The sequence below is a fragment of the Polaromonas sp. P1_A2 genome (genome assembly GCF_056406895.1).
Genome location: NZ_JBFTZI010000003.1, coordinates 452,888 through 473,401 on the forward strand (window position 1 = coordinate 452,888; position 20,514 = coordinate 473,401).

Consider the following 20,514-nt stretch of genomic DNA (forward strand, 5'->3'; position numbering starts at 1 on the left):
TACAACCACGGGGGAGAGCGGCTCATGATACTGAGTAAATACAAAACACAGGCGGGGATGGTTATCGCTCCCCTGCTCATAGGGCTGCTGGCCTTCAGCGCCCCGGCGCAAGCCCAGCCCCAGGGCGAAGCGGTCCTCATCAAACGCGAATCACAGCTGCGCGACGCGCCCGGCGACTCGGCCCGCAGCCTGGCGCCGCTTCCCGTCCAGACCTCGGTCACACGGCTCAGCGAACGCCAGGGCGCCTGGATCAAGGTGCGCATGGCCGACGGCACCAGCGGCTGGGTCCATATGTTCGACATCACCTCGGCCAGCGCCCCCTCGGGCGGCGCTGCCGGCGGCGCGCTGCGCAGCCTCTCGAGCTTTTTCAACAAGGGCAGCGCGCAAGCGCCGTCCAGCACGGTGTCCACCTCCACCGTCGGCATACGCGGCCTGGGCGCCGAAGACCTGGCCAATGCGCAGCCCAACCTCGCGGCCGTGGCGCAGGCCGACGCCAACCGCGTGAATGCCGCGCAGGCCCGCCAGTTCGCCGGCAGTGCCTCATTGAACAGCCGCCAGGTCGACCCGCTGCCCACGCCGGCCCCACCACCGGCCGCCTCGCCCAGCGGCACCGCACCCGAAACGTACAGCCGCTGAGACATAAAACACACAAGAGACAAGAGGCATCGCCATGAATTTTCACCACTTTCCCAAGCCGGCGCGCCAGGCGGCCTTTGCACTGGCCCTGCTGGCCGTGCTGCCCTTGGGCGCCCAGGCCCAGGACGCCGGCAAGGCGCTGGGCGGCCTGTTCCAGTCGTTGATACGCCCCAACCAGCCCGCGCAGCCGGCGCCCGCGCAACCCAACACCGCCTCGGGCCTGGCCGGCGCGCTGCTGGGCGCCGGCCTCACGCCGGGCGGCCAGCAGGCCGCCCAGGGCGGCGACCTGTTCAAGCTGTTGTCGCAGTCGCTGGACCAGATCGACGAGCCGCGCGAAATCCAGATCGGCCAGCAGCTGGCCGCCGTGCTGCTGGGCAGCAAGCCGCTTTATCCCGACGTGGCCATGCAGCGTTACATCAACCAGCTGGGCCGCTGGATCAGCCTGCAGTCCTCGCGCCCCGACCTGCCCTGGACCTTCGCCATCCTCGACGACCCCGGCTTCAATGCCTTCGCCACGCCGGGCGGTTATGTCTTCGTCACCAAGGGCCTGATAGACCGCGTGGCCGACGAGGGCGAGCTGGCCGGCATCCTGGCCCACGAGATCACCCACGTCACCGCCAAGCACCACCTGATTGCCTTGAACAAAAGCGCGCGTGCCGGCCTGCTGACCCAGGTCATAGGCTCGCAGCTCAAGAACGATCTGGGCGGCATGGTGTCCCAGCAGCTGCTGGCGCTGGGCCGCAATATGTACACCAAGGGCCTGGACCAGCAGGATGAATTCGACGCCGACCGCAGCGGCGTGGCCCTGGCCACACGCGCCGGTTTCGATCCCTACGGCCTGGTCGCGGTGCTGCAGCAATTGCGCACCGCCGCGCCCGACGACGCGCTGTTCGCGCTCTCGCTGAGCACCCACCCGCCGGCACAGACCCGCCTGAACCAGCTCGAGCTGGCCATGGGCACGCGCCTCGACGCCTATGCCGGCCAGCCGGCCGTCACGGTGGCGCAGCGCATCAGCGGCTCGAACCGCCGGCCAACCGCACAGGTGCCAGCACGTCCACCGGCCAAAAAGACGAACTGAGAAAACCGGCAAGCCAGCCTCGGGCAGAGAACCCGCCTGAGGCTGGCGCGCAGGCCAGGCAGGGATCAAGTCGCTGAAAATTGTTCGAGCAGCTCGATCCCGAAGGGCCAGTTTCCAAGGCCGCTTTCCGAATTCAGGTGCCCGCGCGGCCCGACCTCGACATAGCGGCCTCCCCAAGCCTTCGAACAGGAGCGGGCATACGACGCACTCCCGTAGGGATCGTCCGTGCTGGCGACGACAGTGCAGGGGAACTCCAGCTTTTTGAGTGGCACGGGTGAGAAGGCGATCGCTGAAGAAGCTGGAAAGGCCGCCGAGGCAGGGTCAGGTACGGCGACCAACATGGCGCCCCTGATTTTCTTTCCTTCCCGGGCCGCCCAGTGAATGACCGCCAGGCAACCCAGGCTGTGCGCCACGATGAGGGTGTCAGGCCCAAGCGACGCGATATGCCGGCTGATGGCCGATACCCAGTCATCGCAGACAACGTGATCCCAATTCTTGACTTGCAGTCGATGCCACTCAGGACCCCGCGCCTGCCAAAGGCTCTGCCAGTGTGAAGGACCTGAATTCCCAATGCCGGGCACGATCAGAACAGGAGACATCATTTCTTGACCACCTATGAAAAAAGAGGTCCAGTCTAAAAATGAATGAGAATCCGCACCATGGAGAGTTCGAGGAATTGGGTGCGTCCATTCTTTAAATCATTTGAATTTTCAATCCCATGCAAATGAAATCAAAGCAGGCCGATCTTGACAAGCTCGACTGGAAAATTCTCGAGGCATTGCAGCTCAATGCGCGCATCACGAACACCGATCTCGGAATGCAGGTCGGCTTGTCACAGCCGGCCGTCACCGCACGCATCCGGCGCCTTGAAGAAGCGGGCGTGATCGAAGGATATGGGGCGAAGATCAACCTTCGCCAGGCAGGCTACCCGACCTCGGCCGTCATCCGCATACGCACCACGCACGCTCAAATTCCACTCTGCCTGCAGGCTTTTGCGGCCATGCCGGAGGTCATCGATGCACACCGGATCACCGGGGAAGACTGCTTCGTCGTGCGCGTGGTGGCCTCGGAAATGCCGGATCTGGAGCACACGATTGACGCGCTCGCGAAGCTTGGCGCTGTGTCGACGGCCGTCGTGCTGGCGAGCTACCCGGCGAAGATAGTCCGTGCGCCTAAAACTTGATCGGATTCCCGCGGATTGAAGGCAGGACGGCGCGGCTAGCGCCCTCTTGTGAAAACAAAGATGCCGGCGATCACCAGCACCGTCCCCGCCGCCACCCAGGCGGTAAACGGCTCGCCCAGGATCAGCACGCCCATCAGGATGGTGGACATGGGGCCCACCATGCCGGTCTGCGCGGCCATGCCCGCGCCTATGCGCTCAATCGCCATCATCACCATGAGCACGGGCGCCGCGGTGCACAGCGTGGCGTTGAGCACCGACAGCCAGATCACCTCGGGCGCCACGGCGGCGGCACTCAGGGGCCGCAGCAGCACGAACTGCAGCAGGCAGCACAGGCACGCCACCGTCGTGGCCAGCCCCACCAGGCGCAGCGAGCCCAGGCGCCTGACCATCTCGCCGCTGTAGACCAGGTAGAGCGCATAACTGACCGCGCTCAGGAACACCAGCAGCGCGCCCCAGGCCGCGTCCGCGCCCTGCAAGGTGATCTCGTGGCCGAACACCAGCACCACGCCGCAGTAGCTGATGGCCATGCCTATCAGCTGCGGCGCGCCGACGCGGCGCTTGTACATCACCAGGCCCAACAGCAGTACCAGGGTCGGGTTGAGGTACAGGATCAGCCGCTCCAGCGAGGCGCTGATATAGGCCAGGCCGGCGAAGTCCAGGAAGCTCGCGAGGTAATAGCCCGTGAAACCCAGCCACAGCACGCCCAGCCAGTCCTTGCGCGTAAGCGGCGCCTTGCCGCGGCTGGCCCACCAGGCCATCACGGCGAAGATGGGCAGCGCAAACAGCATGCGGTACATGATCAGCGTGACCGCGTCCACGCCGTAGCGGTAGGCCAGCTTGACGATGATGGCCTTGCCGCTGAAGGCGATGGCGCCGAAGGTGGCCAGCAGCAGGCCGGGCGCGAGGCTTTTGGCGGCGGTGTGAGGTGGGCTGCTCAAAACGGTCGCTTAAAAACCCACGGCCTGGCCGTCGCGCCGCGCATCGCTGGCCGCCACATAACCTTCGGTCTTGGGGTTGCCGGCGCGCCAGATGAACTGGCCGGCGCCGAAGTCCTGGTAGGAGTCGTTGATGACTTCCACGCGGTGGCCGCGTTCCGTCAGGCCCTGCACGATGCGCGCGTCCATCGCCGCCTCGACATTGATCTCCATGCCCGCGTTGTAGCGCCAGCGCGGCGCGTCGCAGGCGGCCTGCGGGTTCTGGCCGTAATCCAGCATGCGCACCAGCGTCTGCATATGGCCCTGCGGCTGCATGTTGGCGCCCATCACGCCGTAACTCATCACCGGCTGGCCGTCCTTGCTCAGGAAGGCCGGGATGATGGTGTGGAAAGGCCGCTTGCCCGGCGCGACCTGGTTGGCGCCCGGCTGCAGGCTGAAGCCGTGGCCGCGGTTTTGCAGGCTGATGCCGAACTCCGGCTCCACGCAGCCCGAGCCGAAGCCCATGTAGTTGCTCTGGATGAAGCTCACCATCATGCCGTCCTCGTCGGCCGCCGTGAGGTAAATCGTGCCGCCCTTGACCGGGTTGCCCGCGCCAAAGTCCTGTGCCTTTTTCATGTTGATGAGTTTGGCACGGGATGCGAGGTAGGCGTCATCGAGCATTTGCTCGGCCGTCACCGCCATTGACGAAGGCTCGGCCACATACTTGTAGACGTCGGCGAAGGCCAGCTTCATGGCCTCGATCTGCAAATGCTGGGAATCCACGCCGTCCACCGCCAGGCCCGCCACATCGAACTTGTCCAGGATGCCCAGCGCGATCAGCGCGGCAATGCCCTGGCCGTTGGGCGGGATCTCGTGCAGGGTGTAGCCCCGGTAGTCCTTGGCGATGGGCTTGACCCATTCGGGCTGGTAGCTTTCGAAATCTTTCGCCGTGATGCTGCCGCCGTTTTGCGCGGAGAACTTTTCAATCGCGCCGGCAATGGCGCCGCCGTAGTAGGCCGCGCCCCTGGTCTCGGCGATGGCGCGCAAGGCCCTTGCCGCGGCCTTGAACTGGAACAGCTCGCCGACATTCGGCGCGCGGCCCCAGGGCAGGAAGGACTGCGCAAAGCCGGGCTGCGACTTCAGCTCGGCGGTCGCGGCCGCCCACTTCTGCTGCACCACGGTGGGCAGCAGGTAGCCGCGCTCCGCGATCTCGATGGCCGGCTCCATGAGGTCGGCGAAAGGCAGCTTGCCGAAACGCCCGCTCATCGCCACCCAGCTCGCGACCGCGCCCGGCACGGTCACGGCATCCAGGCCGCGCTTGGGCGGCGCGGCCGCGTCCGCGCCGTATTTGCGCTTGAAGTAGTCCGGCGTCCAGCTTTGCGGCGCACGGCCTGAACCGTTGAGGCCGTGCAGCTCCTTGCCGTCCCACAGGATGCAGAAGGCGTCGCTGCCCAGGCCGTTGCTCACGGGCTCGACGATGGCCATGGCGGCCGCGGCCGCGATCGCGGCGTCCACCGCATTGCCGCCCTTGAGCATCATGCGCAGCCCGGCCTGCGCGCCCAGCGGGTGCGAGGTCGAAACGACGTTGCGCGCGAACAGCGGCAGGCGGGTGGAGGTATAGGGATTGCTGAAATTGAAGTTCATGATTGGGCTGGCTGTTCAAGGTGAGAAATTCATATCCGCGGATGACGCAGATGAACACAGATAAAGACAAACGCGGCGCGCGGCCTGGTTTTTCATCTGCGTTCATCTGCGTAAATCTGCGGATGAACCAATCTCTGCGGATAAATCAATCAGCCGTGATTTTCCGCTCGGCAATGATTTTTTTCCACTTCGCGGTATCGGCTTTGACCATGGCCGCGAAAGCCGCCGGCGTGCCGCCCGTGGGCTCCGCGCCCAGCCGGGCGAAACGGTCTTTCACGTCGGCATCGGCCAGCGCGGCGTTGACGGCCTGGTTGACCTTGCCGGCCAGGTCCGGCGGCATGCCCTTGGGGCCGTACAGGCCGAACCAGGTGACCGACTCGAAGCCCGGCAGGGTTTCCGCCACCGTCGGCAGCTCGGGCGCGAGTGACGTGCGCTTGAGTGTGGTGACCGCGAGCACGCGCAGCTTGCCGTCCCGCACATGGGGCATGCCGGTCACGAAGGAGTCGAAGAGCACGTCGACCTTGCCGCTGATCAGGTCCGGCATGGCCAGCGCCGTGCCGCGGTAGGGAATGTGCAGGATGAAGGTGCCCGACTGGGCCTTGAAGTACTCGCTGGTCAGGTGAACGATGGTGCCGTTGCCGCTGGAGGCATAGTTCAGCCGCCCCGGGTTCTTGCGCGCATGCTCTATGAACTCCCGCATGTTTTTCGACGGCGAGGAATTGGGCACCAGTACCACGTTGGGCGAGCTCGCCACATAGGCGATGGGTGTGAAGTCGGTCTCGGCGTTGTAGGGAATTTTCGGGTTGATGGCCGGGCCTATGCTGTGCGTGCTCGAGGTGGCCAGCAGCAAGGTGTAGCCGTCCGCCGGCGACTTCGAGGCGGTGTCCGCGCCTATGGTGCCGCCCGCGCCCGGCCGGTTGTCGACGATCACCGACTGGCCGATTTTTTCGCCCAGTTTTTGCGACAGCGCGCGCGCCAGGATGTCGGTCGCGCCGCCCGCGGGGAAAGGCACGATCATGCGGATAGGCTTGGAGGGGTAGCTCTGGGCCAGGGCGGGGCCCGTCAAAACCCCGGAAAAAGCTGCCGAAAAAACCGCCGCCAGGTGAATGATATGTTTACGTTTCATTTCACCATTGTGCAACGATTTTCCAGACCGACTACGTCGCAAATAGGCAAAACAAAAGGCACTCAAGGTGCCTTTTGTACCGAATGGGGCCGGGGCCCCGGGGTTCGCGATCAGTCCTCGACGAAGGCCTCTTCGCGTTTGTTCTTGACCGAGGGCAGCAGCACGATGATCAGGAGCAGCAGGGCGGCGCCCAGCAGGCCGGCCGACAGCGGACGCGTGACGAACACGCTCCAGTCGCCGCGCGACAGCAGCAGGGCCCGGCGCAGGTTTTCTTCCATCATGGGGCCCAGGATGAAGCCCAGCAGCAGCGGCGCGGGTTCGCAGCCCAGCTTGACGAAAAGGTAGCCGATCACACCGAAGATGCCGACCATCCAGACGTCGAAGGTGTTGTTGTTGGTCGAGTACACGCCGATCGCGCAGAACAGCACAATGGCCGGGAACAGGTAGCGGTAAGGTACGGTCAGCAGCTTGATCCACATGCCGATCAGCGGCAGGTTCAGGATGATCAGCATGGCATTGCCGATCCACATCGAGGCGATCAGGCCCCAGAACAGTTCGGGGTTGCTGGTCATGACCTGCGGGCCGGGCTGGATGTTGTGGATCGTCATCGCGCCCACCATCAGGGCCATCACGGCGTTGGGCGGAATGCCCAGCGTCAGCAGCGGAATGAAGGAGGTCTGCGCGCCGGCGTTGTTGGCCGATTCGGGCGCGGCCACGCCGCGGATATTGCCCTGGCCGAAGGGCACTTCGCCCTTTTTCATGCGGATCTTCTTTTCCAGCGCGTAGGCCGCGAAGGCCGCCAGCAAGGCGCCGCCGCCGGGCAGGATGCCGAGCGCCGAGCCCAGGAAGGTGCCGCGCAGCACGGCCGGCGTCATGTCCTTGAAATCCTGCTTGGTGGGGAAGAGGCCGGACACCTTGGCGGTGAACACCTCGCGCTCATGCTCGGGTTGCGCCAGGTTGCTGATGATTTCACCGTAGCCGAACACGCCCATGGCAATGGTCACAAAGCCGATGCCGTCGGTCAGTTCGGGAACGTCGAAGCTGAAGCGCGCGACGCCGGAGTTCACGTCGGTGCCCACCAGGCCCAGCAGCAGGCCCATCACGATCATCGCGATGGCCTTGAGCAGCGAACCCGAGGCCAGCACCACGGCGCCGATCAGGCCCAGCACCATCAGCGCGAAGTATTCGGCGGGGCCGAACTTGAAGGCCAGCTCGGTCAGCGGCGGCGCGAAAGCCGCCAGGATCAGCGTGCCCACGCAGCCGGCGAAGAAGGACCCCAGCCCGGCCGCGGCCAGCGCGGGCCCGGCCCGCCCTTTTCTCGCCATCTGGTAGCCGTCAATACAGGTCACCACGGACGAGGACTCGCCCGGCAGGTTCACCAGGATGGCGGTGGTGGAGCCGCCGTACTGGGCGCCGTAGTAAATACCGGCCAGCATGATCAGCGCCGAAACGGGCGGCAGGGCGTAGGTCGCCGGCAGCAGCATGGCGATGGTGGCCACGGGGCCGATGCCGGGCAGCACGCCGATCAGGGTGCCCAGCAGGCAGCCGATAAAGGCATACACCAGGTTGATGGGCGTGAACGCCACGCCAAAACCCAGCGAGAGATTTGCAATCAGATCCATTTTTGATATCTCCTTAGCCGATGAAGAAAGGCCACACCGGGAACTGCAGCTTGAGCAGGACAACAAAGGCGAGGTAGCTGCCGATGGCCAACACGGTCGCAAGGATGAAGGTGTTTTTCACTTTCCAGCCTTCTTCGGCCATGCTGGAAATAAAGGTCAGCGCGTAGATGGCCACGATCATGCCCATGGGGGGCAGCTTGATGCTGGGCAGGCCGCCCAGCAGCACGCCGAAGATCAGGTTGGCCAGGATGATGAAGGCCAGCGGCTTCCAGGCCCACTTGCCGATCTTGTCGCCGCCCACGGCTTCCACCACCAGCGCCTTGAAGGTGATGGCCGCGCCCAGGATGGCCATCAGCACGCCCAGCATCAGCGGGAAGTAGCCGGGACCCATGCGGGCGCCCTCGCCCACGTTGTAGGTCGTAGCCCCCCATGCGAACGCCACGCCGACGCCCATGAACATGAGGCCGGAGAAAAAGTCTTTTTGACTCTTGATATTCACGGCTGTCTCCTCAATACATACATAAAAGTAAAAGAAAGAATCGCTGGATTGTGCATTCAATCCCCCTGCCCCGACATGTGGCTTTCACTTACCTTTCGTTTATCTTTGGCTTACCCCTCACTTACAGGAAGGCTGGGCGCCGTGAAAAGCCGTGAAAACCCTCGGTATCGCCCTCTCGAACATTTGTTTACGGCCGAAACAGGGGCCTTGTTAAGGCCGCGGGCGCGCCCTCAAGACAGGGGCGGCGTGGAGGCCAGGATTTCCTCGATGGTGGTCAGGCCCTCGGCCACTTTCAGCGCGCCTGCCAGCCGAAGCGGGCGCATACCTTCGCTGACCGCCTGGCGCCGCAGCGCGTCGATATTCGGCTCCTTGGAAACCTTTTCCTTGAAGCCCTCGGTGACCGTGAGCAGTTCATACAGCCCCATGCGCCCGCGGAAACCCGTCATGCGGCAGTCCACGCAGCCCACCGGCTTGTAGGGCCGGTAGCCACCGCTGATCTGCCAGGGTTTGACCAGCTCGGCCAGGGTCTCGCGCGCGGCGTCCTCATCGGGCTCGCGGCAGCTGGGGCACAGGGTGCGCACCAGCCGCTGGGCCAGCACGCCCAGCATGGTGGCATTGATCAGGTAGGACGGCACGCCCAGCTCCATCATGCGCGAGACCGCCGAGGGCGCATCGTTGGTGTGCAGCGTGCTGAAGACCAGGTGGCCCGTGAGCGCCGCCTGCACCGCCATCTCGGCGGTCTGCAGGTCGCGGATTTCGCCCACCATGATGATGTCCGGGTCCTGCCGCATCAGCGCGCGCAGGCCTTCGGGAAAATCAAAGTCCAGGTGCGCCTGCACCTGCGTCTGGTTGAAGGAGGCCTCAATCATTTCGATCGGGTCCTCGATCGTGCTGACGTTGACCTCCTCGGTGGCCAGGCGCTTGAGCGTGGAATACAGGGTGGTGGTCTTGCCGGAGCCGGTCGGCCCGGTGACCAGGATGATGCCGTGGGGCCGCTTGACCAGGGCCTCCCAGCGGTCGCCGTCGTGCTGCGAAAAGCCCAGCGCGTCCAGGTTCTTGACCGTGGTGTCCGGATCGAAAATCCGCATCACCATTTTTTCGCCGAAGGCCGTGGGCAGCGTCGACAGGCGCATTTCGATTTCGTCGCCGCGCGGGTTGCGCGTCTTGATGCGGCCGTCCTGCGGGCGGCGTTTTTCCACCACGTCCATGCGGCCCAGCAGCTTGATGCGCGCCGTCATCGCGTTGTGCACGCCCATGGGCAGCTGGTACACCGGGTGCAGCACGCCGTCGATGCGAAAACGGATCACGCCCTGTTCGCGGCGCGGCTCCAGGTGGATGTCGCTGGCGCGCTGGTCGAAGGCGTACTGCCAGAGCCAGTCCACCACCTGCACCACGCCCTGGTCGTTGGCGTCGAGCTGCTTGTTGCTCTTGTTGAGCTCCACCAGTTGCTCGAAACTCGCCGAGCCCGAGGCGCTGCCCGACTTGACCGCGGCCTTGACCGATTTGGCCAAAGCGAAAAACTCGGCCGTGAACTTGGTGATGTCCAGCGGGCTGGAGACCACCAGGCGCACGCTGCGCCTGGCCTGGCGCTCGACTTCCTGCACCCAGTCGGTGATGAAAGGCTCGGAGGTCGCGATCACCACCTCGCTGGGCGTGACCTGCACCGGCAGCACCTTGTGGCGCTCGGCATACATGGCCGACATGGTCTCGGCCACCTTGCCCACGTCGACCTTGAGCGGGTCTATGCGCAGGTAGCCCAGGCCCGCCCGGCCCGCCAGCCACTGCGACATGGTTTCGATGTCCAGCGGCTTGCCGTCGGCCAGCCGCGTCATGCCCACGCTGGCCAGCCGCATCAGCGGCGGCTGCGCGCTCTGCACCTGCGAGCAGCGCGCGATGGTGCGCTGCGCCTCGGTGGCGCTGATCACGCCGTCCTCGCCCAGCCACTCCACCAGGATGCGCCAGTCCAGCGGGCCGGCGTGGCCTTTTTTCGCATGCGCATCACGATGGGGCTTGGGATGGGTCACGGCGCTCATGGGTGGCACTGTACCCCATCCATCAAGGCTTTTGTTACCCGCCTCAAGCCACCGGCTTGAACAGCCGCAGCCACTTCTTGGCCGGCAGGTCCCAGCGCGATTCGATCACGCCGGCCTGCTGCAAGAGCGCGGCGCGCTCGGGCCGCGTGGGCTCCTGCTGGGCCAGCACCACGGTATTGCCTTCGCGCGTCGGCGTGAAGGCCCACACCGCCTCGGGGCCGAAGGCCTCGGCGATCTTCGTCAGCGACTGCACATAGCTGGAATCGCGGCCGAAGAGGTTCACCGTCATCACGCCGTTTTCGGCCAGCAGGCCGCGGCAGTCTTCATAAAACTCCGCGCTGTCCAGCACCGGCGCGGCCGCCTCATGGTCGTAGAGGTCCACATGCAGCAAGTCCACCGTGCCCTGGTGCGCCGGCTTCTTGATTTCGGCCGCGGCATCGGCCTCGATCACATGCAGCCTCAGGTCGTCGCGCGGCAGCTTGAACCAGACCCGGCAGGCCGTGACCACCTGCGGGTTGATTTCAATCGCCGTGGTCTTCATGCGCAGTTTTTTGTAGCAGAACTTGGTCAGCGCGGCCGAGCCCAGGCCCAGCTGCATGGCATGCTTTTTGGGCACGGCCGCCGCGTCCATGAACAGCAGCCCCGCCATCATGCGCTGCACATACTCGAGCTCGATGTCATAGGGCGCGTCGCGCAGCATGGAGCCCTGCACCCATTCGGTGCCCAGGTGCAGAAAACGCACATCGCCGTAGTCCGAGAAGTTGACCTCGGGCAATTCCATTGCCGCACTCTCTTTAGCCATTTCTTTGGCCGTTTCTTTTCTTTGCATCAAACCAGTCCGTGTTTTTCAAAAACTTCCCGCCAGGCCGCGAGTTTGCGCTCAAAACTCCAGGAGGCATTCGCCGGGCTGGTCGAGGGTAACTTGTAGACCGGCAGGCCCAGCGCCAGGGTGTGCCTGGAATGCTTGAAGCTTTCCCCGCCGTTGTGGGCAATCGCTTCCAGCGCCGGGCACAGGCGGCGCAGGCCGGCCAGGTCGTTGACCTCGGCATTGCGGATCGCGCTGTCCAGGCTGCCTTCGCGCTCGCAGGCCGCGTACACATCCCACAGGCCCAGGCCCCTGGACAGCAGCCACTCGCTGCGCGCCCGGTAGGCATCCGGGCCGGTGTCCGCCGGGCCGGGCGGCCACAGCGCCTTGAGGATTTTCCAGAAATGGTTTTGCGGGTGGCCGTAATACTGCTGCGCCGCCAGCGAGGCCGCGCCCGGAAAGCTGCCCAGCACCAGCAGCCGCGTGCGGTCCGACACCAGCGGCGCCAGGCCGGTCAGTGGCACAGCCTTCATGCGAGCAGCGCCTTGAGGCCCGGCAAGGCCTGCTGGGCATTGGCCGTGGTGGCGGCCGCCAGTGCCTCCACGCTGATGCCGCGCAGTTCGGCCACCTGCTGCGCAATGCGCGGCAGCTCGCCCGGCTCGTTGCGGCCCTGCGGCTTGCCGGCCTCGCGCTCGGCCGCCGTGGTGTACACCCAGTGCGGCGGGATGTCGGGCGAGTCGGTTTCCATCACCAGCGAATCCAGCGGCAGCTCCACCGCCAGGCGCCTGAGCTGGCGCGCCGGCTCAAAGGTCACCGCGCCACCAAAACCCAGCTTGAAACCCAGCTTGAGGAATTCACCGGCCTGCTGCTCGCTGCCGTTAAAAGCATGGCCTATGCCGTGCCAGCCGCCCTCGGGCACCAGCTCGCGCAAATGTTTGAGCAGCTTGTCGGCCGAGCGCCGCACATGCAGGATCACCGGCAGGCCGTGTTTGCGCGCCAGCTTGAGCTGCTCGCGGTAGAAAAACTCCTGGCGCTCGCGCATCGGGCTTTCCGTGAGCGCCGGCACAAAATAATCGAGGCCGATTTCCCCGACCGCCACCAGGCGCGGGTCGCCGCGCCTGAGGGCCAGTTCCGCATCCAGCGCCTGCAGGTCTTCATCACGCGCCTGCGGCACGCACAGCGGGTGTATGCCCAGCGCATAACTGTCCGCAAAGCGGTGCGCCAGCAGCCGCACCGCCTCGAAGTTAAAGACGCCCACGGCCGGGATCACGCAGTGCGCCACCCCGTTCGCCGCGGCGCGCGCGCGCACCGCGTCCACATCGGCGGCCAGTTCCCCGGCGTCCAGGTGGCAATGCGTGTCTATCCAGAAAGTCATGCGCTAAAGGGGTGCAAAGGGGGTGCGATCAAGAGAGGGAAGCTACGAGAAAAAGAGCAAAGCCCCTGATGAAGATGTTGACACAGAAATGAAATCGGGACACCCTATGCTTTTTTTCAGGCGGAACAGCCCTTCATGGGGCCCGGTTTTCGCCCCGGTTTCTTTTCAGCTGATCCCCTTTCGTCAACCCGTCCCTCTCGACATAACAAAGGAAAGCCAAATGAAATTATCCCGCCTGATGAGCCAGATTCTCGGCACCGGCCTGCTCGCCTCCAGCCTCAGCGGCGCCGCCTGGGCGCAAGACCAGAAGCTGCGGCTGATCACCTGGGCCGACTACGTGCCGGCCGACGTCGTGGCGCAGTTCAAGAAGGAAACCGGCATAGACGTCGAGCTGACCCTCTCGAACAACGAAGAGATGATCTCCAAGCTGCGCGCCACCGGCGGCGCCGGCTTTGACCTGGCCCAGCCCTCGCAGGACCGCATCACCGGCCCGCAGCAGGAGTTCGGCATCTACAAGCCCATGGACCTCAGCAAGATCAAGTCCGAGCTCTTTATCCCCTCCATGCTGGAGGCCACCAAAAAGAACACCACGCTGGACGGCAAGGTCTACGGCCTGCCGCACATCTGGGGCACCGACGGCCTGGTCGTCAATACCAAGCTGGCCAAGATGACGGACTACCCCGACCTCTGCAAGGCCGACGTCAAGGGCAAGACCGCCGTGCGCCTGAAGCGCCCCACGCTGCTGGCCTTTGCCTTCGCTTCGGGCAAGGATCCCTTCGCGCTCTACAAGGACCCGAAAGCCTACGGCGCGCTGATGGACGAAGTCGGCAAGACCATGGTCGCCTGCAAGAGCAACATCAAGTTCTACTGGGACAACAAGGACCAGCTGCTCAACGGCATGCGCGCCGGCGAGGTCGTGGGCGCCATGATGTGGGACACCGGCGGCTGGAAGCTCAATGCCGAAAAACCCGAGATCCAGTACATCGCGCCCAAGTCCGGCGCGCTGGGCTGGATAGACACCTTCGCCATCCCCGCCAAGGGCCGCAACGATGCCGCCGCCTACGCCTGGATCAACTTCAACATGCGCCCTGAAATCGCCGCCAAGGTCGCGGGCTCGGCCGGCAACTTCACCGCCTCCAAGGGCGCCGACCAGCTGGCCGACCCCAAGCTCAAGGCCCAGTTCGCCGCCAGCTTCCCCGAAGCCGCGCTCAAAAACGTCAAGTGGTATCCCGCTGTTCCCGCCGGCATCGAGGACATCGAAGGCCGGGTACTCGACCGCATTAAAGCTGCCCAGTAAACGGCAAGCGGCCCACCAGCGGTGCACGCAGACCTGCAAGCCGAGCACGTCGGTAAAACCTACGCCGGCCAGCCCGCCGTGAAGGACCTGTCCTTCACGGTGGAGCGCGGCAGCTTTTTCTCCATCCTCGGCCCCTCGGGCTGCGGCAAGACCACGCTGCTGCGCATGATCGCCGGCTTTCTGTCGCCCGACGCGGGCCAGATCCACATAGGCGGCAAGCCCATGAACGGCGTACCGCCCAACCAGCGGCCGGTCAACATGGTGTTCCAGCACCTGGCGCTGTTTCCCATGATGTCGGTCGGCGAGAACGTCGGCTACGGCCTGGCGCGGCGCGGCCTGTCGCGCATCGACATCGCGGCCAAGGTGGGCGCCATGCTCGAACGCGTGAGCCTGCCCGGCATGCAGGACAAACGCGTCGACCAGCTTTCGGGCGGGCAGCGCCAGCGCGTGGCCATCGCGCGCAGCCTGGTGCTGGAGCCCACGCTGCTGCTGCTCGACGAACCGCTGGGCGCGCTGGACCTGAAACTGCGCGAGCACATGAAGGTCGAGCTCAAGCAGCTGCAAGCCGCCTTCGGCACCACCTTTGTCTACATCACGCACGACCAGTCCGAGGCCCTGGTGCTGTCCGACCATGTGGCCGTGATGAACGCCGGCAGCTTCGAGCAGCTGGGCACACCGCAGCAGCTGTATTACCAGCCGCAAACCCCGTTTGTCGCGGGTTTTGTGGGCGCCAACAACAAGCTCGCGGGCAGCACCGGCGCCGCCGGCGCGGAAGCCGGCAGCGTGGTCAAGCTCACCAGCGGCGAAGGCCTGGCCCTGCGCGCGCGCGCCGCCGGCCGGCTGCAGCCCAACCAGGCGGTGCAGGCTTTTGTGCGGCCCGAGGCCATCAGCCTGGCGCGCGACGCCACCGAGCTGCCGTCCAACCACACGGTCTACGCCGGCCAGGTGGAAAGCCTGCTGTTCGACGGCGCCAACTCGGCCGTGCTGCTGCGCGAAACCGCCAGCCGCACCGAGTTCCGCATCGCCCTGCCGCAGACCGGCCGCTTCGCCGACCTGCGCATAGGCGAGACCGTCGCCTTCAGCTTTGACCCCGAGCAGGCCGTCTGCTTCGGCAACACCTGAGGCCGCCATGCAAGCCGCGGCCGTCCTGCCCTCCGCGCCCGGTTCAGGCGGCCGGGCCCAGGCCAGGCTGGTGCTGTTCCTGCTGCTGGCGCCGGCCCTGGTCTGGCTGCTGGGCCTGATCGTGCTGCCGCACATCGACCTCGCCGTGCTGTCGCTGCGCGTGCGCGTCGCCCCGCGCGAATACGCGCCCAGCCTGGCGCAATACCGCACCTTTGTCGAAGAGCCGCTGTACTGGCACACCTTTGTGCGCACGGCCCTGATGTCCATCCTGGCCACCGGCATCACGCTGCTGCTGGCCTTCCCGATTGCCTGGACCATCGCCAAGCTGGTGCGCGGGCGCGCCAAGTCGCTGCTGCTGGTGATGTGTCTGATCCCCTTCTGGGTCAGCGAAACCGTGCGCACCCTGGGCTGGATGATTTTGCTGCGCGAATCCGGCGTGCTGCCGGCCGTGCTGGTGCAGCTGGGCATCACCGGTGCGCCCGTGGAGCTGCTCTACCGCGACGCCACCATCCTGGTCGGCCTGGTCTATACCTCCATGCTTTTTATGGTGGTGCCCTTGATCAGCGCGCTCGAAAGCCTGGACGACTCGCTGGTGGAAGCCGCCTACGACCTGGGCGGCAACGGCCCCTCCATCCTGTGGCAAATCGTCATCCCGCATGCCGCGCCCGGCATACTGGCCGGCTGCATCGTGGTCTTTATGCTGACCCTGGGCAACTACCTCACGCCCACCCTGCTGGGCGGCAAAAACTCGCTGTGGTTCACCGAGCAGATCTACACCCAGTTCATCACGCGCTTTAACTGGGAACAGGGCGCGGCCTTTGGCTTTTTGCTGCTGGGCTTGTCGACCGCCATCGTCTGGCTGGGCTTAAAGCTCACAGGCCAGAAGTTCGGCGAAGTGATGAGGAAAACATGACACACCCCCGTTGGATCTCACTGCGTGTAGCTCCCTCCCCCCTTGCAGGGGGCGACCGCTGCGGCCCGGCAAAGCCGGTTCCGCGCCGTCACTGGCGAAGATTAGAGGGGCGTCTTAAATGATCGCCTCCCTGCCCCGCCCCGCCTGGCTGCGCGCCGGCACGGTGGCCTATGCCCTGGTGTTTTTTGCCTTTTTGTTTTTGCCGCTGCTGGTGGTGGCGGTGTTCGCCTTTAACGACGCGCCCTACCCGGCGCCGCCCTGGCGCGGTTTCACCCTGGACTGGTTTTTCGGCGGCAAGCCCGGCCGCACCGGCCTGTTTGCCGACGGCCCGCTGCTGTCCAGCCTCTGGACCAGCGTGGTGGTGGCCGCCTGGGTCACCGTGCTGGCCGTGCTGGTCGGCACCACCAATGCCTTTTTGATCGAACGCGCCCGCTTCCCGGGCAAACAGGCCTTGTCCTTCCTGATGCTGGCGCCGCTGGTGATCCCGGGCGTGATTTTGGGCATCTCCATCCTGGCCTTTGCCAGCCGGCTGGCGCAGCTGGCCGACAGCTGGTGGGGCCTGGAGCTGGACTTTTTGCGCCCCGGCCTGCCGCTGGTGGTGATAGGCCAGTTTTCCTACATCGTCTCCATCGCCACCCTGATCATCACCGCGCGCCTGAAACGTTTTGACATCACCCTGGAAGAAGCCGCCTACAACCTGGGCGCCTCGCGCGCGGCGGTCTTCACCACCATCACCCTGCCCTACCTGAAACCCGCGCTGGTCGGCGCTGCGGCTATCTCGTTTTTGATGTCGTTTGAGAACTTCAACACCACGCTGATGCTGGTCGGCTCCGACGCGCCCCTGACCGTCATGATGTACGGCCGCATGCGCGAAGGCGCGACGCCGGCGCTCAATGCGGTCAGCCTGTTCCTGATGCTGGCCTCGGCCGCGCTGGCGCTGACGCTGCTGCGCAGCCCCCCGGACGCCTCCGGGCGTTAACAGCCGCTCACAAAACTTCCTGGTCTTGCTCCCTCTCCCTCTGGGAGAGGGCGGGGGTGAGGGCCGCGGCCTGTGCATGAAAGGTGGCGTATTGACCGCCGCTGGCCCTCACCCCAACCCTCTCCCAGGGGGAGAGGGGGTTAAAACCAAGACCGCTTCGCCGGGATCACCTCGGAGCCGGCCGCCGCAACGGCGCTTTACAAAGCCCCCCCTCGCCTATAGCCAAATCCCGTGCATGGATGCACAAATCGTGATACGGTGCAGCTGTGAATACGGGGCGTTCGCTCCCGTACCAGCCCGGTTTTGACACTTTGAACCCCAGAGGTGAACGGATGCGCAGGCCAGCCCTTTACAGCAGTTCAAACCGCCCGGCGCAAGGCGCGGCTGACGCCCAGGCGCAGCCGGCCGGCGAGGCCGCCGACGACCCCACCCTCTCCCCCGCACCCCCTCCCCCCTCCCGCTTCCCCCGCGCCGCCCGCCTGGCCGGCTATCTGGCGCGCCACCAGCTCTACCTGCTGTGGTCCGTGGTCGGCCTGCTGGCCCTGCTGCTGGCGATCAGCTTTTCCTCGCCGCTGCGCCACCCGGCGCGCAAGCTGACCCAGGAAGACATCAACGCGGCCGTGCTCAAGACCCTGGAGACCACGGTGCTGCCCTCGCCCGGCACCAAGGCTTACGAGACCATCATCCCCTCGGTGGTGCGCATCACCGGCCTGGGCAAGGACAAGGACGGCAAGGAAGACAGCGAGCAGCGCAGCGTGGGCACCGGCGTGGTGATTGTCGACAAAGGCATCATCCTGACCAACCTGCACGTGGTGCAGAACGCCCAGATCATCAAGGTCACCTTTGCCGACGGTCTCGAGTCCACCGCCAGCATCACCGGCGTGCAGCCCGAGAACGACCTGGCCGTGCTGCAGGCCCACAAAATCCCCGACGACCTGATCGCCGCCACCATGCGCTCCACCGCCGACCTGGCGCCCGGCGACCAGGTCATGGCCGTGGGCTATCCCTTCGGCATAGGGCCTTCGGCCTCGCAGGGCGTCATTTCCGGCCTCAAGCGCAACTTCCGCTCGCCCGAAGGCAAGCAGATGATGAGCAACCTGATCCAGTTCGATGCCGCGGCCAACCCCGGCAACTCGGGCGGCCCGCTGGTCACCATGGACGGCGAGGTGGTCGGCATCGTCACCGCCATCTTCAACCCCAACCAGCAGCGCACCTTTGTCGGCATAGGCTTTGCGGTGCCGATTGAAAACGCCGCCTCGGCCGCCGGCATGCCGCCGTTCTGAACATCCCCGACCTCACCCCTCCCAAGGACTGACGCATGGACCACACGACCCCAGAAAACGCCAACCACGATACCGCCCAGCTCATGGAGCAGATTCTTTACGAGGTCAAGCGTGTGGTCGTCGGGCAGGACCGCTTTCTCGAGCGCGTCATGGTCGCCATCCTGGCCCAGGGCCATCTGCTGGTCGAGGGTGTACCGGGCCTGGCCAAGACCCTGACCATCAAGACCCTGGCCAACACCGTGCAGGGCCAGTTCAAGCGCATCCAGTTCACGCCCGACCTGGTGCCGGCCGACCTGGTGGGCACCCGCATCTACAACCAGAAAACCGGCGAGTTCAGCACCTCGCTGGGCCCGGTCTTCACCAACCTGCTGCTGGCCGACGAAATCAACCGCGCGCCCGCCAAGGTGCAAAGCGCGCTGCTCGAAGTCATGCAGGAGCGTCAGGTCACGATTGCCGGCACCACCCACAAGGTGCCCGAGCCCTTCCTGGTCATGGCCACGCAAAACCCCATAGAAACCGAAGGCACCTACCCGCTGCCCGAAGCCCAGGTGGACCGCTTCATGATGAAGGTGCTGGTCGACTACCCCACCGACGAGGAAGAGTTTGTCATCGTCCAGCGCGTGACCGGCCCGGCCGTGGCCGTGAGCGCCGTCGCCACCACCGAGCAGCTCGCCGCCCTGCAGGCCGAATGCCGGCGCATTTACGTCGACCCTTCGCTGGTGCAGTACGCGGTGCGCCTGGTCTCGGCCACACGCACGCCCGTCAAGCATGGGCTGAAAGACTTGCAGCGCTTTATCACTTTCGGCGCCAGCCCTCGCGCCACCATCAACCTGACCGAAGGCGCACGCGCCCTGGCCCTGCTGCGCGGCCGCAGCTATGCCCTGCCCGAAGACATGACGGACCTAGTGCCCGATGTGTTCAGGCACCGGCTGGTGCTGTCGTATGAGGCCTTGTCTGAAGGCCTGTCGGCCGACGGCCTGATTGCAAAAATCATGGCCAAGATCCCCCCGCCCGCAAAACCCCTCGAGCATGAAAAACTCGCCGCCTGAACCCACCAAACCCGCCGCCAGCGCCGACCAGCTGCTGCGCCGGCTCGAGTGGACGGTGCTGCGCCGCCTCGACGGCCTGCTGCAGGGCGACTACCGCACCCTGCTGCGCGGCACCGGCATGGATTTAGCCGACCTGCGTGAATACCAGCACCATGACGACGTGCGCCACATCGACTGGAACGTCACCGCGCGCCTGGAACAACCCCATGTGCGCGTCTTCACCGAAGACCGCGAGATGAGCGCCTGTTTTTTGCTGGACTTGAGCCCCTCCATGGACTTCGGCTCCAGCGAGCAGCGCAAGCGCAATGTCTCGGCCGAATTTGTCGCCGTGCTGGCCCGCATGCTGACCCGCCACGGCAACCGCGTGGGCGCCATGCTCTACGGCTCCGGCGTCGACGCCGTGATCCCCGCGCGCGGCGGCCGCCACCATGTGCTGCATTTGCTGCACACCCTGCAGACCCGACCTGAAATCACCCAGTTGGGCACCACCCGCCTGCATGAGCTGCTTGAATCCGCCGCCAACCTGCTGCGCCGGCGCTCCACCGTGTTCGTCGTGTCCGACTTCATCAGCGAACCCGGCTGGGAAAAACCTTTGGGCCAGCTGGCTCGCCGCCACGAGGTCGTGGCCGTCCGCCTGCTGGACCCGCTGGAGCTGGACCTGCCCGACCTGGGCCTGATCCCGATACGCGATGCCGAAACCGGCGAACAATTGCTGGTCGACACCCATGACGCGGGTTTCCGCAAACGGTTTGCGCGCATCGCGGCCCAGCGCGAGGCCGAGTTAAGGCAAGCCCTGGCGCGCGCCGGCGTCGACGCGCTGGAGCTGTCCACCGACGACAACCTGGTCGACGCCATCATGCGCTTCACCGAACTGCGCAAGCGCCGCAGCCGCAGCACCGGCGCGGGCGGCAATGCGTTGCCGGCCCACCTCAAGCGCGCTGCCTGAAGCCGACCCA

Annotated in this window: 20 protein-coding genes; 10 read left to right on the top strand and 10 right to left on the bottom strand. The window is 65.5% G+C overall.

The annotated features are described in order from the left end of the window. Positions 1-57: 57 nt before the first annotated feature. Together AC1D09_RS14135 and AC1D09_RS14140 are read left to right on the top strand one after the other, a co-directional pair. Complete coding sequence (locus AC1D09_RS14135; RefSeq protein ID WP_477661300.1) at positions 58-636, top strand: SH3 domain-containing protein; 579 nt, start codon at positions 58-60, stop codon at positions 634-636. A 34-nt stretch (positions 637-670) separates the two neighbouring features. Further along, a complete protein-coding gene (locus AC1D09_RS14140; RefSeq protein WP_477661301.1) occupies positions 671-1,714 on the top strand; it encodes a M48 family metalloprotease in 1,044 nt (347 codons plus the stop codon). 65 nt (positions 1,715-1,779) lie between these two features. Here AC1D09_RS14140 and AC1D09_RS14145 read toward each other — a convergent pair whose 3' ends face one another. Further along, positions 1,780-2,316: an RBBP9/YdeN family alpha/beta hydrolase gene (locus tag AC1D09_RS14145; RefSeq protein ID WP_477661302.1), complete on the bottom strand. Its 537-nt coding sequence runs from the start codon at positions 2,314-2,316 to the stop codon at positions 1,780-1,782. A 122-nt stretch (positions 2,317-2,438) separates the two neighbouring features. Between AC1D09_RS14145 and AC1D09_RS14150 the strand changes: the two genes are divergently transcribed. Beyond that, positions 2,439-2,897 carry an Lrp/AsnC family transcriptional regulator gene (locus AC1D09_RS14150; protein ID WP_477661303.1) on the top strand — a complete coding sequence of 153 codons (459 nt, stop codon included), beginning with the start codon at positions 2,439-2,441 and terminating at the stop codon, positions 2,895-2,897. A 35-nt stretch (positions 2,898-2,932) separates the two neighbouring features. Here AC1D09_RS14150 and AC1D09_RS14155 read toward each other — a convergent pair whose 3' ends face one another. The 9 genes from AC1D09_RS14155 to AC1D09_RS14195 all read right to left on the bottom strand — a co-directional run bounded on the left by AC1D09_RS14155 (position 2,933) and on the right by AC1D09_RS14195 (position 12,915). Continuing rightward, the gene (locus AC1D09_RS14155) at positions 2,933-3,835 is read right to left on the bottom strand and encodes a DMT family transporter (RefSeq protein WP_477661304.1); all 903 of its coding nucleotides are present in this window, start codon (positions 3,833-3,835) and stop codon (positions 2,933-2,935) included. A 9-nt stretch (positions 3,836-3,844) separates the two neighbouring features. Further along, positions 3,845-5,455 carry a gamma-glutamyltransferase family protein gene (locus AC1D09_RS14160; RefSeq protein ID WP_477661305.1) on the bottom strand — a complete coding sequence of 537 codons (1,611 nt, stop codon included), beginning with the start codon at positions 5,453-5,455 and terminating at the stop codon, positions 3,845-3,847. A 145-nt stretch (positions 5,456-5,600) separates the two neighbouring features. Next, positions 5,601-6,581 carry a Bug family tripartite tricarboxylate transporter substrate binding protein gene (locus AC1D09_RS14165; protein ID WP_477661306.1) on the bottom strand — a complete coding sequence of 327 codons (981 nt, stop codon included), beginning with the start codon at positions 6,579-6,581 and terminating at the stop codon, positions 5,601-5,603. Between the two features lie 110 nt (positions 6,582-6,691). Beyond that, positions 6,692-8,203, bottom strand: coding sequence for a tripartite tricarboxylate transporter permease (locus AC1D09_RS14170; RefSeq protein WP_413330946.1), 1,512 nt, complete (start codon positions 8,201-8,203; stop codon positions 6,692-6,694). Between the two features lie 13 nt (positions 8,204-8,216). Further along, positions 8,217-8,702, bottom strand: coding sequence for a tripartite tricarboxylate transporter TctB family protein (locus tag AC1D09_RS14175; protein WP_477661307.1), 486 nt, complete (start codon positions 8,700-8,702; stop codon positions 8,217-8,219). A gap of 230 nt (positions 8,703-8,932) precedes the next feature. Continuing rightward, positions 8,933-10,735 carry a type IV pilus assembly ATPase TfpB gene (gene tfpB, locus AC1D09_RS14180; RefSeq protein WP_477661308.1) on the bottom strand — a complete coding sequence of 601 codons (1,803 nt, stop codon included), beginning with the start codon at positions 10,733-10,735 and terminating at the stop codon, positions 8,933-8,935. A gap of 43 nt (positions 10,736-10,778) precedes the next feature. Then, positions 10,779-11,564: a class I SAM-dependent methyltransferase gene (locus AC1D09_RS14185; protein ID WP_477661309.1), complete on the bottom strand. Its 786-nt coding sequence runs from the start codon at positions 11,562-11,564 to the stop codon at positions 10,779-10,781. Beyond that, on the bottom strand, positions 11,564-12,073 hold the full coding sequence (locus AC1D09_RS14190; protein WP_477661310.1) for a DNA-deoxyinosine glycosylase: 510 nt from the start codon (positions 12,071-12,073) through the stop codon (positions 11,564-11,566). Before AC1D09_RS14190 ends, AC1D09_RS14185 begins: the two co-directional genes overlap by 1 nt. Then, positions 12,070-12,915, bottom strand: coding sequence for a TatD family hydrolase (locus AC1D09_RS14195; RefSeq protein ID WP_477661311.1), 846 nt, complete (start codon positions 12,913-12,915; stop codon positions 12,070-12,072). Before AC1D09_RS14195 ends, AC1D09_RS14190 begins: the two co-directional genes overlap by 4 nt. 220 nt (positions 12,916-13,135) lie before the next feature. On the opposite strand from AC1D09_RS14195, the gene AC1D09_RS14200 reads away from it, so the two are divergent. The 7 genes from AC1D09_RS14200 to AC1D09_RS14230 all read left to right on the top strand — a co-directional run bounded on the left by AC1D09_RS14200 (position 13,136) and on the right by AC1D09_RS14230 (position 20,504). After that, a complete protein-coding gene (locus tag AC1D09_RS14200) occupies positions 13,136-14,212 on the top strand; it encodes an extracellular solute-binding protein (protein WP_477661312.1) in 1,077 nt (358 codons plus the stop codon). 21 nt (positions 14,213-14,233) lie between these two features. Then, positions 14,234-15,334, top strand: coding sequence for an ABC transporter ATP-binding protein (locus AC1D09_RS14205; RefSeq protein ID WP_477661313.1), 1,101 nt, complete (start codon positions 14,234-14,236; stop codon positions 15,332-15,334). Between the two features lie 7 nt (positions 15,335-15,341). Then, positions 15,342-16,247: an ABC transporter permease gene (locus AC1D09_RS14210; RefSeq protein ID WP_477661314.1), complete on the top strand. Its 906-nt coding sequence runs from the start codon at positions 15,342-15,344 to the stop codon at positions 16,245-16,247. 118 nt (positions 16,248-16,365) lie between these two features. Further along, complete coding sequence (locus tag AC1D09_RS14215; RefSeq protein ID WP_477661315.1) at positions 16,366-17,226, top strand: ABC transporter permease; 861 nt, start codon at positions 16,366-16,368, stop codon at positions 17,224-17,226. A 332-nt stretch (positions 17,227-17,558) separates the two neighbouring features. Continuing rightward, positions 17,559-18,509: a S1C family serine protease gene (locus tag AC1D09_RS14220; RefSeq protein ID WP_477661316.1), complete on the top strand. Its 951-nt coding sequence runs from the start codon at positions 17,559-17,561 to the stop codon at positions 18,507-18,509. A gap of 35 nt (positions 18,510-18,544) precedes the next feature. Beyond that, on the top strand, positions 18,545-19,558 hold the full coding sequence (locus tag AC1D09_RS14225; RefSeq protein WP_477661317.1) for an AAA family ATPase: 1,014 nt from the start codon (positions 18,545-18,547) through the stop codon (positions 19,556-19,558). Continuing rightward, complete coding sequence (locus tag AC1D09_RS14230) at positions 19,539-20,504, top strand: DUF58 domain-containing protein (RefSeq protein WP_477661318.1); 966 nt, start codon at positions 19,539-19,541, stop codon at positions 20,502-20,504. The genes AC1D09_RS14225 and AC1D09_RS14230 overlap by 20 nt, the downstream gene beginning before the upstream one ends. Positions 20,505-20,514 lie beyond the last annotated feature (10 nt).

Excerpts from the sequence above, each read along its gene's own strand:
- AC1D09_RS14135 (WP_477661300.1), top strand. The coding sequence starts at position 58 with ATGGTTATCGCTCCCCTGCTCATAGGGCTGCTGGCCTTCAGCGCCCCG.
- AC1D09_RS14140 (WP_477661301.1), top strand. The coding sequence starts at position 671 with ATGAATTTTCACCACTTTCCCAAGCCGGCGCGCCAGGCGGCCTTTGCA.
- AC1D09_RS14145 (WP_477661302.1), bottom strand. The coding sequence starts at position 2,316 with ATGATGTCTCCTGTTCTGATCGTGCCCGGCATTGGGAATTCAGGTCCT.
- AC1D09_RS14150 (WP_477661303.1), top strand. The coding sequence starts at position 2,439 with ATGAAATCAAAGCAGGCCGATCTTGACAAGCTCGACTGGAAAATTCTC.
- AC1D09_RS14160 (WP_477661305.1), bottom strand. The coding sequence starts at position 5,455 with ATGAACTTCAATTTCAGCAATCCCTATACCTCCACCCGCCTGCCGCTG.
- AC1D09_RS14165 (WP_477661306.1), bottom strand. The coding sequence starts at position 6,581 with ATGAAACGTAAACATATCATTCACCTGGCGGCGGTTTTTTCGGCAGCT.
- AC1D09_RS14170 (WP_413330946.1), bottom strand. The coding sequence starts at position 8,203 with ATGGATCTGATTGCAAATCTCTCGCTGGGTTTTGGCGTGGCGTTCACG.
- tfpB (WP_477661308.1), bottom strand. The coding sequence starts at position 10,735 with ATGAGCGCCGTGACCCATCCCAAGCCCCATCGTGATGCGCATGCGAAA.
- AC1D09_RS14185 (WP_477661309.1), bottom strand. The coding sequence starts at position 11,564 with ATGCAAAGAAAAGAAACGGCCAAAGAAATGGCTAAAGAGAGTGCGGCA.
- AC1D09_RS14190 (WP_477661310.1), bottom strand. The coding sequence starts at position 12,073 with ATGAAGGCTGTGCCACTGACCGGCCTGGCGCCGCTGGTGTCGGACCGC.
- AC1D09_RS14195 (WP_477661311.1), bottom strand. The coding sequence starts at position 12,915 with ATGACTTTCTGGATAGACACGCATTGCCACCTGGACGCCGGGGAACTG.
- AC1D09_RS14200 (WP_477661312.1), top strand. The coding sequence starts at position 13,136 with ATGAAATTATCCCGCCTGATGAGCCAGATTCTCGGCACCGGCCTGCTC.
- AC1D09_RS14210 (WP_477661314.1), top strand. The coding sequence starts at position 15,342 with ATGCAAGCCGCGGCCGTCCTGCCCTCCGCGCCCGGTTCAGGCGGCCGG.
- AC1D09_RS14215 (WP_477661315.1), top strand. The coding sequence starts at position 16,366 with ATGATCGCCTCCCTGCCCCGCCCCGCCTGGCTGCGCGCCGGCACGGTG.
- AC1D09_RS14220 (WP_477661316.1), top strand. The coding sequence starts at position 17,559 with ATGCGCAGGCCAGCCCTTTACAGCAGTTCAAACCGCCCGGCGCAAGGC.
- AC1D09_RS14225 (WP_477661317.1), top strand. The coding sequence starts at position 18,545 with ATGGACCACACGACCCCAGAAAACGCCAACCACGATACCGCCCAGCTC.
- AC1D09_RS14230 (WP_477661318.1), top strand. The coding sequence starts at position 19,539 with ATGAAAAACTCGCCGCCTGAACCCACCAAACCCGCCGCCAGCGCCGAC.